Raw genomic sequence first — 12086 nt, forward strand, 5'->3', positions numbered from 1 at the left:
GGCCCGGCCACGCGACCCGGGGGTCGCGAACTGTCTGCCGGGCCGCGTCCGCCAGTCGTGGAGCGGCCCGGGACGAAGCGCTAAGCTGCGGGCACCTGGCGCTCCGGCCAGGCTGCCGGATGCGCTCGCCATGAATCGACTGCTGTTCAATCTCTTCGTCTGGACCAAGGTGCCCATCGCCAAGATCGCCGGTCTGCGCCTGCGGCACCTGGACGATGCCGGCTGCCAGATACAGGTCACCCATGGCTGGCTGAACCAGAATCCCTTCAAGAGCATGTTCTGGGCAGTGGAGGGCATGGCGGCGGAATTTTCCACCGGCATCCTCGCCGACCGGCACATCCGCCGCTCCGGCAGCCGCTATGCCATGCTGGTGGTGGCCATGAGCGCGACCTTCAGCAAGAAGGCCGTGGGCACCCTGGTCTTTCGCTGCGACCAGGGCGCGGCCATCGCCGCAGCGCTGGTCCAGGCGCGCGCGACGAGCGAGCCCCAGACCCTGAGCCTGCGCAGCGTCGGTACCGACGAAAGCGGCGACCAGGTGGCGGAATTCTGCTTTACCTGGAGCTTCAAGGCACGGGCTCCGCTGGCGAAGTCCCTGTAGCAGCAACCGTCTGAGCCACCGAAGACGAACCTCCGCGCAAAGCGCCCCCTCTCCCCTGGGGAGAGGGCTGAGTTAAGGGAGTCCCTCGCGGCGAACTCCCCGTGGAAAAGGCTGCGCCGTTTTCCACACTAGGGTCTGTAGGAGCAACTGTCTTTATTGCGGCCATGGCGGTCCGCCGACGCGGCCGCTCCTGCGGAGGCTGCAGCTTGGTGGACTACCCTGCCGCATCGCCGTAGCGTGGAATACCGCGTAGCCTTTTCCAATGACCGGTTGCCTTGACCGATAGATGAGGCGGTGCCTCCATCCAGTGGCCACGTTGTTGGGCTTCGCTGCGCTCGGCGCCAACCTACGAAACTAACGGCCGAAGCGTCCGCCACGGCGTTCGCCCCGTCCCTGGCGGCGCTCGCCCTTGCCTTTGCCCTGACCCTTTTCCTGGCCGCGTGGCCGCCGCCGGCGCGACAGCTCCCGGGTGATGGCGTCGTTGAGCAGGTCACGATGGTCCTGGCCGCGCTCCAGGGCCGGAAACAGCTCGGGCAGGCTGCGCGACAGGTGCAGATAGGTCTCCACCACGTGCAGGGCGCTTTCCAGCCCGGCGAGATCGGTGCCCATGGGGATGCGCGGCAGGTCCACCGGCTCGCCGCGGGCGACGCTGCGCAGCCAGCGCTGGGCCTGGCCGCTGGCCGGGCCCTCCAGGCCGCCGCGGATCGGCGTGCAGGCGAAGATCCAGCGCAGCTGGAAATCGATGCCGGGCAGGTCGATCAGCTTGATCCACTCGGCCAGCTCGTCGGGCAGTACCGAGACGAAGGCGTCGCCATAGTTGATGTTGCGATTGAAGGTCAGCCAGGTGCGCAGCAGGCTGGGCTCTTCCATGAACTCGGACAGCGCACGGAGGTGCTCCAGGCTCGGCCGCACCTGGAACTGGTGCAGGTCCACCGGATCGTCCGGACTGTGGAACAGCCGCTTGATGTTGCGCAGCACATGGGGCTCCAGCGCGGTGATCTCGCCTTCGGCATGGTGACCGAAACGCCCGGCGCGACCGCCGATCTGCTTGACCTCCTGCACCCGCAGCGGACGGTTCTCCACCCCGTCGAATTTCTCGTCGGTGTAGAAGCACAGGGTGTGGGCCGGCAGGTTGAGACCCATGCCCACCGCATCGGTGGCGACCATGATCTCGGTCTCGCCTTCGCGGAAGCGCCGTGCCTGCTCCCGGCGCACCTCCGGCGAGAGGGCGCCGTAGACCACCGAGACCCGGCGGCCGGCCACCTCCAGCAGGCCCTTGAGTTCCAGCACCACCCGCCGGCTGAAGGCCACCAGCAGCGAACCTGGTTCCAGGCGTTCCAGGGTGGTGGCGTGGCGCGCCACCGTGACCGGTGACAGGCGCTTGGTGGGTTTGATCTCCAGGCGGTCCTCGCACAGCGCGCAGAGGGTGCGCAGCGAGGGTTCGATCAGCGCCGGACCGGTCATCAGCAGGCGTTTGGTGTGGGCGCTGACCAGGGCATCGACCCAGGCCCAGCCGCGCTGCGGATCGGCCAGCATCTGCACCTCGTCGACCACCACCACCTCCCACTGCTGGCGGCGGAAGCGGGCGAATTCCTCGACGGTGCAGCAGAAATGGGTGGCGCCCGGACGGATGATCTCCTCCTCGCCGGTGACCAGCGAGCAGGGTACGCCGAGGGATTCCAGGCGCTCCTGGTTTTCCAGGGCCATCAGCCGCAGCGGCGAGAGGTAGATGGCATGGGTCACCGCCGCCATGGCCTCGATGGATCTGTGGGTCTTGCCGCTGTTGGTGGGGCCGAGCAGGGCGGTCCAGGTGCGGGTCAGCCGCCGGGCCGGATAGTTCTGGTGGTACTGGCCGAAACGCGGGTTGTTTTCCAGCAGCACGGCGAAGGCCATCTTCTCGCGCTGCTGGGTCACGGCGTGGCGCAGGGCGCGGCGCAGCTTGTCGGCTTCCAGGCGCATCAGCTCCTGCAGCCGCGGCGTGCCCAGCTGGTGCAGATCGAAGTCCAGGGCATCGGCTTCGCCCACCAGCACGGCGAAACGCTCGCGCAGGTCCGCCTCGGCTTCGGCCCTGAGCGCGGCGACATCGGCAGCGCCGAGCAGGCGGCCCTGGTTGGCCGCCAGCCGCCGGGGAATCTCCAGGCGGATGTCCTCGTGGGTCAGGACCACGTTGAATCTCAGTTCGTGGCGCGTCTCGTTGAGCACCTCCACCGCCCGTGGCAGGAAGTCGTCCAGGCGGATCAGCGCCTGGGGCACCCGCTCCAGCACCCGCTGGCGATCTTCGTCGGCCAGCTCGGCGAAGGGGTCCGCCAGGATTCTCAGACGTTGGCGCACGGCATCACCCAGGCATTCGCTGACCGCGGCGGCGAAGGTTTCGGCGCAAGCGCTGTCGGCCAGATTCAACGCCCAGTGGGGTTCGAGCAATTCGCTCGCCGCGCCGCCGGTAAAGAGCTTTTCACTGCCGAAGACATCCACCGCATAGCCGAAGGTCTTGCCGGCATTGAGCAGCGCCTGGCCCAGCAGGCTGTCGGGATCGGGCGCGCTGCCCGCAGCCACCGCGGCGGCTTCGTCGAGACCCAGCCAGAAGGCCTTGGCGATCCGTCCCAGGTGCGGCAGGGGATAGGCCGAATAGGGCTTGAACCAGAGTTCCTGATGCTGTTGCCTGGCGACGAAGTCGGGATGGGTGCGGCCGGCCCAGTCGAGGAAGCGCTGCAGGCGTTCGAGGCGGCGTTGCTTGCGGAGGCGGTGATCGCTCATGCGAGGAGAGATTTTCCTTGGGGACTATAGGGTTGGGACCCCGGCGATGGGCACGGGGTCACGGCTGCGCGCGCCATTCGGCAGATAGCGGGCACCGTGGCTGCGTTTGCGCAGTCTCCATCAGAAGGGTGACGCTCGCCACCCGCTCTCCTTCTTCTGTTCTGGATCACGCTACCCACATGACTTTTCTCGTCTGGGTCGGGGTGTTGGGATCGCTGTTGATGATCCTGGCCCTGACGTCTGCCTATCTGCGCTGGCTGCCGGTCACTACCTCGGTGGTCTGTCTGGCCTTCGGCATGCTCATCAGTCCCATCGGCCTGGGCCTCGCCGAGGTCGACTTCCAGGAGTCGGCGACCTGGATCGGCCACTTGACCGAGGTGGCGGTACTCTTCTCGCTCTTCGTCAGCGGCCTCAAGCTGCGGTTGTCCTTCCATCGCTCCTCCTGGCACGGCGCCTATCTGCTGGCCGGCCCGGTGATGATCCTCAGCATCGCCGGCGTCTGCCTGGTGGCTCATTACCTGCTCGGCTTGCCCTGGGGTGTGGCCTTGCTGATCGGCGCCATCCTCGCGCCCACCGATCCGGTGCTGGCCGGCTTGGTGCAGGTCAATCACGCCCAGGATTTCGACCGGGTACGCTTCGGTCTCTCCGGCGAGGCGGGTCTCAACGATGGCACCGCCTTTCCCTTCGTGCTGCTCGGCCTGCTGCTCCTGCAGCATGGTGAACTGCAGTGGGGCTGGACCCTGGAGTGGTTCCTCAAGAACGTGGTCTGGGGGGTGCCGGCGGGGCTGCTGCTGGGCTATTTCATGGGCAAGGGGGTCGGGCGGCTGATGATCTTCCTGCGCGCCCGGCATGGCGACAGCACCATCTCGCCCAATGACTTTCTCGCCCTGGCGCTGATCGCCCTGTCCTATGTGCTGGCCGACGAGATCGGTGCCTTCGGCTTTCTCTCGGTGTTCGCCGCCGGTCTGGGCCTGCGCCAGGCCGAGGTGCAGACCTCCGGCCACGCGGAAGTGCCTTCCGAGCACCTGGCGCAGCCGGTGATCGGTCATCTCACCGGCGCGCCGGAGCGCGCCACCGTGGGCAGCGCGGAGGACATCGAAGAGCCGCGGATGGCGGCCGGGGTGATGATGGGTGACATGCTGGCCTTCGGCAGCCTGGTGGAGCGCTCCTTCGAGGTGCTGCTGGTGACCCTGCTCGGGGTGGTGCTGATCACTCACTGGGACAGCCGCGCGCTGCTGCTGGGCGCCTTGCTGTTCGTGGTGATCCGCCCGCTGGGCGTGGCCACCATGCTGCCCTTCACCCGCATCGATCGCCACCAGGGTGCGCTGATCGGCTGGTTCGGCATCCGTGGCATCGGTAGCCTGTATTATCTGTGCTACGCGCTCACGCATCACGTCACGGCCGACTGGGCCGGGACCATCGTCGACCTGACCCTGTCGGTGGTGGCCTTGAGCATCGCGGTCCACGGGATTTCCATCCAGCCGCTGCTCGACCGCTACGAGCGCCTCACTGCCCGTCGCGAGAGCTCGGCGAGACCCTGAGCCCGTTTGCGACCCATACCGGAGGACGCATGTATCACGGCGAACGTCTCAATGCCTGGACCCATCTGGTCGGCGCCCTGCTGGCCCTGGCCGGCGCCATCACCCTGGTGGTGCTGGCCAGCCTGCAGGGCGATCCCTGGCGCATCGTCAGCGTGGCCATCTACGGGGTCGCGCTGGTGATCCTCTACAGCGTCTCGACCCTCTACCACAGCGTGAAGGGGCGCGCGAAACGCCTGCTGCAGAAGCTCGATCACCTGTCGATCTATCTGCTGATCGCCGGCAGCTACACGCCGTTCTGCCTGGTCACCCTGCGCGGGCCCTGGGGCTGGACGCTGTTCGGCATCGTCTGGGGCCTGGCGCTGATCGGCATGGCGCAGGAGCTCAAGCCGCGCTCGGAGGCGCGCATCCTGTCGCTGGTGATCTACGCCGTCATGGGCTGGATCGTGCTGGTAGCGGTGGGGCCGCTGCTGGATCGCCTGGGCGGTGAAGGCTTCGCCTGGCTGGCGGCCGGCGGCGTGCTCTATACCGTGGGCATCCTGTTCTTTGTCTTCGACGATCGCTTCCGCCACTGGCATGGCATCTGGCATGGCTTCGTCATGGCCGGCAGCGCCCTGCATTTCGTCGCCATCCTCAGGTACGTGCTGCCGGCGCCCTAGTCGGGTCTTGCGGGGTCTGTCACAGATATGGCGGCCTATGGCCATACTTCGCGAACCCTTGGGTGGCGGATTGGTTCTGAGATAGCTGAATCCACTCCCCAGTGCGTTGCTTTCCCAAAACGAAGAAGAAGAGGAAGGTGAAACGTGTTCAGCCGTCCCAGATTTCTTGTATTGCTCCTGTTGCTCGCCTGCAGCGCCTGCCAGGAAAAGGATGCCAAGACCGTCGCTGCGCCAATCAAGAAGGAAGCCAGCTTCGAGCAGCGCGGCAAGGCCTCCTTCTATGCGCGCAAATTCCATGGCAAGGAAACCGCCAGTGGCGAGACCTTCAACAACAACGAACTGGTCGCCGCCCACAAGACCCTGCCGCTTGGCACCCGGGTCAAGGTGACCAATCTGGAAAACGACCGCGCCGTGGTGGTGCGCATCAACGACCGCGGCCCCTATATCCGCGGCCGCATCATTGATCTTTCGCGCGCCGCTGCCCGGCGGGTGGACATGGTCGACGACGGCACCACCGCGGTAAAGGTGGAAAAGCTGGAGTAGCGACCCTCAGCGGATCCAGACGGTCTGGTCCTTGCCCTGGCGCTTGGCCCGATAGAGCCCCTCGTCCGCCTGGCGCAGCAATTCGTTCAGCGACAGCGCCGGCGCGAGCCGCAGCGCCACGGCACTGAAGCGGATACCCAGGGGCTCGGCCTCAGCCAGGCGCCTGCGCAGACTTTCCAGCAACTGACTGACCCGTGCCTCGTCGAGGTCGCGGATCAGCAGCCCGAATTCCTCGCCGCCCAGCCGGCCGCCTTGCAACCGCGGATCGAGCTGATCGAGTTGCCGCGCCGTGGCGAACAGCACCTGGTCACCGACCTGATGGCCGTGGCGGTCGTTGATCTCCTTGAAGTTGTCGATATCGAGCATGACGAAATGCCTGGGCGCCTGCCCGCTCTCGCCGCGTGCCGCGTCGACCTGCTCAAGGAGCTTGCGGCGGTTGGCGATTCCGGTGAGTTCATCGGTTTCCGCGAGAATCCGGTAGCGCTCCTTGAGAATGAAGGTGCGCCGCATCCACTGGCTGTTGGCGTGGTTGTAGGCGATGCCGATGGCCAGGGTGGCGCCGACCAGCAAACCGACCAGTTGCACCGGCATGGCGGCGGGTATCAGTTGCGCCTGACCGGCGAAGAGGATGAAGGCGGCGCCGGCGAGGGTGGTCAGGTAGTGGGAGAGGCGATAGGTCAGGCCGCAGGTGCCCAGCACGACGATGACGGCGATGGGGAGATTCCAGTAGTGACCCAGGGCGCCACCATCCTGGATCTGGATGCGAAAGGCGAGGACGAGTGCCCAGATGTTGCCGGTGAAGGTCAGACTCATCATGCGCGCGCTGCGTGCCACGCTGAGCAGGGCGCTGATCCCCAGCAACAGCAGCATCAGCGCGAGATAGCGCGCCTTGTAGGGACTGCCGATCAGCGGATTGCTCCACAGACTCAGCGGCCACATCGCCAGCATCAGGGGCTGCAACACCAGCAGGGGCGTGCGCAGCACCCGGCGGACATGCTGTTCATAGCGAATATCGTCGTCCATCGACATCTCGGAAAGGGGTAGGGCCGCTGGGCGATGGCGAATCGGCCGATGGCTCGGCCAGGGTGCGTCACTGTACTGGCTAAGTGCTAGTGCGTCCAAGTAGGGCAGGGGTGCTATTGGCCGCGTTAGAGCGGTTTGCCGATGGCGGGTCTGACTGTATGGCCAGCCTGGCGCGGCACTGTATCTGGCCGACGCCCGCCCGTGAGGCCGAGACTCTCGCTTCACCCCGCGCCCCTGGTAGCCCCATGCACCTCGCCATCCTCACCTTCGACGGCTTCAACGAACTGGACTCCCTGATCGCCCTGGGCATCCTCAATCGCATCAAGCGTCCGGACTGGCGGGTCTCGCTGATGGCGCCGACTCCCTGCGTGACCTCCATGAACGGTGTTCGCCTGGAGCGTCAGGCCGGCTTCGACGAACTGGCGGACTGCACCGCCGTGCTGGTGGGCAGTGGCAGCCGTACCCGGGAACTGGCGCGAGACGCCGCCCTGCTGGAACAGCTGGCGGTGCTCGACCCCGGACGCCAGCTGATCGGCGCCCAGTGCTCCGGCACCCTGTTGCTGGCGCGCCTCGGCCTGCTCGACGGCGTACCCGGCTGCACCGATCTCACCACCAAGCCCTGGGTGCAGGAAGCCGGCATCGAGGTGCTGGCGCAGCCCTTCTTCGCCCGTGGCAACCTGGCCACCGCCGGCGGCTGCCTGGCCTCCAGCTACCTGGCGGCCTGGGCCATCGCCCGGTTGCTGGGCCGCGAGGCCGCGGCGGAGGCGCTGCATTACGTGGCACCGGTGGGCGAGAAGGAGGACTATGTGCAGCGCGCGCTCGGCAATATCGAGCCCTATCTCAATCATCCATTTCTGGAGGTCGCCTCGGCATGCTGAAAATCCTTGGTCGCGTCTCTTCGATCAACGTCCGCAAGGCGCTCTGGTGCCTCGACGAACTGGGCCTGGGTTATGAGCGCGAGGACTGGGGCGCCGGCTTTCGCTCGGCGCAATCCGCCGAGTACCTGCAGTGGAATCCCAATGGCCAGATCCCGGTCCTGCTGGACGGCGACTTCGTGCTCTGGGAATCCAACAGCATCCTGCGCTACCTGGCCAATGCCCATGGTGGCGAAGCGTTGTATCCCACCGCACCGCGCGCCCGCGCACGGGTCGATCAGTGGCTGGACTGGCAGGCCTGCGAACTCAATCCGGCCTGGAGCTACGCCTATCTGGCCCTGGTGAAGCAGCAGCCAGCGGAGCCTGATCCGCAGCGCCTGGCGCAAGGTATCGCCGCCTGGAACGAGCGCATCGCCATCCTGGAAGCGCATCTGGCGCAGCACGGCCCCTATGTGGCCGGCGAACACTTCAGCCTGGCCGACATCGCCCTGGGCCTGTCGCTGCACCGCTGGCGCAGCACCCCGCTGGAGCGCTTCGCGGCGCCGGCGATCGCGGCCTATCTCGAACGCCTGGCCACCCGCCCGGCCTGGGCCTGCTATGCCAGCGATGCGACGCCCTGAGGCGCTGAGCCTGGTCTAGGCAGCCGACTCGTCCTGCCGATTCGTCTCAGGCCGGGGAAACAGCGGGCTGCCGCAGCGATTGCAAAAGGAGGAATCGGGTTCGTGGCTGGGCTTCTGGCAGTGCGGACAGTCGCGTTGCAGGGTGGCGCTGCGCATGGCATTGGCCAGCTCCGCGGTAAAGATGCCAGTGGGCACGGCGATGATCGAATAACCGGTGATCATGATCATGCCCGCCAGGGTCTGGCCCAGCGCCGTCTTGGGCACCATGTCGCCGAAACCCACGGTGGTCAGGGTCACCACCGCCCAGTAGATGCTGCGTGGGATGCTGGTAAAGCCGTTGGCCGGTCCTTCGATGACATACATGAAGGTGCCGAACATGGTCACCAGGGTGCAGATGGCCAGCAGGAAGACGGTGATCTTCTGCCGGCTGCTGCTCAGCGCCACCATCAGGAAATCCGCCTGGCTCAGGTAGGGCGTCAACTTGAGCACGCGGAACACCCGCATCATCCGCAGCACCCGGATGACCAGCAGATACTGGGCATCGGGAACCAGCAGGGCGATAAAGGCCGGCAGCACGGCGAGGAGATCGATCAGGCCGTAGAAGCTGAAGACGTACTCTCGCGGCCGGGGGGCGCAGAGCACCCGCAGCAGGTATTCAAGGGCGAAGAGGGCGGTAAAGATCCACTCCAGTCCGTAGAGCCAGCTGCCGTAGCGCAGATGGATCGCCTGGATGCTGTCCAGCATCACCACGCCCAGGCTGGCCATGATGACCGCCAGCAGCAGGGTGTCGAAGAGTCTTCCGGCCGGGGTGTAGGTGTGGAAGATGATGACGTACAGGCGCTCTCGCCAGGTGCCAGGGCGAGGGTAGGGATCCATGGGAGCTCCTTAGCGGGGGTATCCGGCGGACCAGCATAGCAAGACGCTTCCCACTGCCAGAGTGAAAGCGCCCTAGAGCCGCGCGGCCACCTCGGTGGTCGCCAGCAGATGCTGGAAGCCTTCCAGCAGCGCCGTTTCCGCCTGGGTCATGCGCTGCTCGCGGTGCCAGAGCAGGTGCACGTCGACATCGGCCACGCCTTCGCCGGGCGGCAGTCGCCAGAGTTCGCCGGCGGCCACGTCATCGGCCACTACATGCTGGGGCAGACAGCCGATGCCGTAACCGGCGCCGACCAGGCGGCGGATTTCTTCGAGGCTGGGTGAGGAAGCGACGATCCGTCCGGTGAAGCCCTGCTGATCGCGGAAGATGGTGAGCGGCGAGAGGCTGCCGCCAATCTGGTCGCTGGTGAAACTGACGAAGTTCTCGCCCTGCAGGTCGGCCAGCGACAGGTCACTGCGCCCGAACAGGGGATGGCGACGTCCGCAGAAAAAGGCATAGCGCTGCTGCAACAGCACCCGTTGCTCCAGTTTTGGCTGAGGAATACGGCAGAGGGCGAGGCCCAGGGTCGCGGTCTTCTGCAGCAGGGAGCTGATGATGTCCGAGCTGCGCATCACGTCGATCTCCAGTTCCACCCGCGGAAAGCGGCGGTGGAAGTCGGCGAGGAAGTCGTCGTAGCAGCGCGACTGGATGCGGCTGATGGTGAGCATCCGCACCTTGCCCACCACGGTTTCCGTTGAGCGCTCCAGCGCAGCGCCGAGGCGGGAGACGTTGCCATAGAGATCGCTGGCGATGCGGGCCACCTCTTCGCCGGCCTCGGTGAGGGCGAAGCGCGGCCCCCGGCGAATGATCAGCCCGCGATCGAGTTGTTCCTCCAGCCGCTTGAGGGCCTGGCTCACCGCCGGCTGTGTCAGGTGCAGCCGCGCGGCCGCACGACTCACGCTGCCCTCCTGAACGATCACCAGATAGGTGCGCAGGAGATTCCAGTCCAGCCGATCGTTGAGAAAGCGTCGGCCGTCTGGCAAGGGCGCGTGGGAGAGCGGTTCATCCTGATTATTAGCCATGCTTATAGATAGGTATAAGAATTAGAAAATTGACTAATCTTAGCCCGCCAAGGGATAACGACGTCAAGGCGCCCTAGAACGCTCCTGCATTCTTCTCTCTCTCCTGCCCAACAAGAACGATACCCCCAGGAGTGCTGCGTCCATGTCTCCCTGATCGCCCCTGCCCATCGCTCTCCGTGCGTCCGGCCGTTGATCCGCCGCGCCGCGTCCTTTTCCGGCAGTCGATAGGAGCACCCTGCATGCCGTCCACCTCACCGCGTCGCCAACCCAGGCGCGCCGCCGCCGCTGCCTTCGTGGGCACCACCATCGAGTGGTACGACTACTACATCTTTGCCACGGCCGCCGCGCTGGTCTTCGGCCAGCTGTTCTTTCCCTCCGAAGACCGCTTGCTGAGCACCCTGGCCGCCTTCGGCACCTTCGCCGTGGGGTTCTTCGCCCGGCCAGTGGGTGGCCTGGTCTTCGGCCATATCGGCGACCGCATCGGTCGCAAGAAATCCCTGATCGTCACCCTGCTGATGATGGGCGTGGTCACCGTGCTCATCGGCGTGCTACCCACCTACAGCCAGGCCGGCGTCTGGGCGCCGATCCTGCTGATCCTGCTGCGGGTGGTGCAGGGCATCGCCGTGGGTGGCGAATGGGGCGGCGCCGTGCTGATGGCCGGCGAGCATGCACCGGCCGGTCGACGGACCTTTTTCGCCTCCTTCGCCCAGTGGGGCAGCCCGGCCGGCCTGATCCTGTCGATCATCGCCTTTCGTAGCGTCACCAGCCTGCCGGAAGAGGATCTGCTCGACTGGGGCTGGCGCCTGCCGTTCCTGGCCAGCGCGCTGCTGCTGGTGGTCGGCCTGGCCATCCGCCTGGGCGTGGACGAGTCCCCCGAATTCGCCGAGATGAAGGAGCGCCAGGAAACGGCCAAGGCGCCGGCGGCCGAAGTGCTGCGTACCGCCTGGCGTCCGCTGCTACTGTGCATCGGCGCCAATACCCTGGGCATCGCCGGGGTCTATTTCACCAACACCTTCATGCTCAGCTACACCACCCAGGTGCTGGAGTTGTCGCGCTCGCTGATCCTTGATTGCCTGCTGTTCGTCGCCCTCATCCAGTTCCTGGTCCAGCCGCTGGCCGCGCTGCTCGCCGAGCGTATGGGCAGCGCACGTTTCCTGCTGTTGATCGCGGCCCTGGCCATGGCCTCGCCCTATCCGATGTTCGTGCTGGTCAAGACCGGCTCGGCGCCGCTGATCGTGCTGGGAATCGCCCTGGCGGCCGCCTGCATGGCGTCCTTCTATGCGGTGATCGCCGGCTTCGTCAGTGGCGTCTTCGCTACCCGGGTGCGCTACACCGCCATCTCCATGGCCTACCAGGTCTGTGGCGCCATTGCCGGTGGCCTGACCCCCATGGTCGGCACCCTGCTGGCCCATCGCTTCACGGGCGAGTGGTGGCCGCTGGCGGTCTTCTACTCCCTGCTGGCCGGCCTGTCGCTGCTGTGCGTGGCGGCCCTGGCGCGCCGCCGGGAGGCCACCGCCCATGTCTCTCCCGCCTGAGCACAA

The 12086-nt window shown here is 66.3% G+C and carries 11 protein-coding genes; 7 read left to right on the forward strand and 4 right to left on the reverse strand.

What is annotated here, in order from left to right:
- The first annotated feature begins 130 nt into the window (after positions 1 to 130).
- Positions 131 to 598, forward strand: coding sequence for a DUF4442 domain-containing protein (locus QMX82_RS16430; RefSeq protein WP_208692136.1), 468 nt, complete (start codon positions 131 to 133; stop codon positions 596 to 598).
- A 354-nt stretch (positions 599 to 952) separates the two neighbouring features.
- Here QMX82_RS16430 and QMX82_RS16435 read toward each other — a convergent pair whose 3' ends face one another.
- Positions 953 to 3352, reverse strand: coding sequence for a DEAD/DEAH box helicase (locus tag QMX82_RS16435; RefSeq protein WP_282285515.1), 2400 nt, complete (start codon positions 3350 to 3352; stop codon positions 953 to 955).
- 179 nt (positions 3353 to 3531) lie between these two features.
- Here QMX82_RS16435 and QMX82_RS16440 point away from each other — a divergent pair, with 179 nt between their 5' ends.
- From QMX82_RS16440 to QMX82_RS16450, 3 genes are all read left to right on the forward strand, one after another.
- Positions 3532 to 4893, forward strand: a complete 1362-nt coding sequence (locus QMX82_RS16440; RefSeq protein WP_282285518.1) for a cation:proton antiporter — start codon at positions 3532 to 3534, stop codon at positions 4891 to 4893.
- 29 nt (positions 4894 to 4922) lie between these two features.
- Entirely contained in the window at positions 4923 to 5549 is a 627-nt protein-coding gene (gene trhA, locus QMX82_RS16445) for a PAQR family membrane homeostasis protein TrhA (RefSeq protein WP_133863286.1), read from the forward strand.
- Between the two features lie 144 nt (positions 5550 to 5693).
- Positions 5694 to 6092 (forward strand): septal ring lytic transglycosylase RlpA family protein, encoded by a 399-nt coding sequence (locus tag QMX82_RS16450; RefSeq protein ID WP_158892742.1) that lies wholly within the window; start codon positions 5694 to 5696, stop codon positions 6090 to 6092.
- Positions 6093 to 6098: 6 nt separating this feature from the next.
- Here QMX82_RS16450 and QMX82_RS16455 read toward each other — a convergent pair whose 3' ends face one another.
- A complete protein-coding gene (locus QMX82_RS16455) occupies positions 6099 to 7115 on the reverse strand; it encodes a GGDEF domain-containing protein (RefSeq protein ID WP_282285521.1) in 1017 nt (338 codons plus the stop codon).
- A 245-nt stretch (positions 7116 to 7360) separates the two neighbouring features.
- Here QMX82_RS16455 and QMX82_RS16460 point away from each other — a divergent pair, with 245 nt between their 5' ends.
- Positions 7361 to 7993, forward strand: coding sequence for a DJ-1/PfpI family protein (locus QMX82_RS16460; RefSeq protein ID WP_282285522.1), 633 nt, complete (start codon positions 7361 to 7363; stop codon positions 7991 to 7993).
- A complete protein-coding gene (locus QMX82_RS16465; protein WP_282285523.1) occupies positions 7987 to 8610 on the forward strand; it encodes a glutathione S-transferase family protein in 624 nt (207 codons plus the stop codon). Before QMX82_RS16460 ends, QMX82_RS16465 begins: the two co-directional genes overlap by 7 nt.
- Positions 8611 to 8625: 15 nt before the next feature.
- Here the strand turns inward: QMX82_RS16465 and QMX82_RS16470 are convergent, their stop codons facing one another.
- Together QMX82_RS16470 and QMX82_RS16475 are read right to left on the reverse strand one after the other, a co-directional pair.
- Positions 8626 to 9486, reverse strand: a complete 861-nt coding sequence (locus tag QMX82_RS16470) for an ion transporter (RefSeq protein ID WP_282285524.1) — start codon at positions 9484 to 9486, stop codon at positions 8626 to 8628.
- A gap of 72 nt (positions 9487 to 9558) precedes the next feature.
- On the reverse strand, positions 9559 to 10545 hold the full coding sequence (locus QMX82_RS16475) for a LysR family transcriptional regulator (RefSeq protein ID WP_282285526.1): 987 nt from the start codon (positions 10543 to 10545) through the stop codon (positions 9559 to 9561).
- A 239-nt stretch (positions 10546 to 10784) separates the two neighbouring features.
- On the opposite strand from QMX82_RS16475, the gene QMX82_RS16480 reads away from it, so the two are divergent.
- Positions 10785 to 12080 (forward strand): MFS transporter, encoded by a 1296-nt coding sequence (locus QMX82_RS16480; RefSeq protein ID WP_282285528.1) that lies wholly within the window; start codon positions 10785 to 10787, stop codon positions 12078 to 12080.
- The last annotated feature ends 6 nt before the right edge of the window (positions 12081 to 12086 follow it).

It is taken from the genome of Pseudomonas sp. PS02302 (assembly GCF_029959585.1).
GTDB lineage: Bacteria > Pseudomonadota > Gammaproteobacteria > Pseudomonadales > Pseudomonadaceae > Chryseomonas > Chryseomonas aestiva.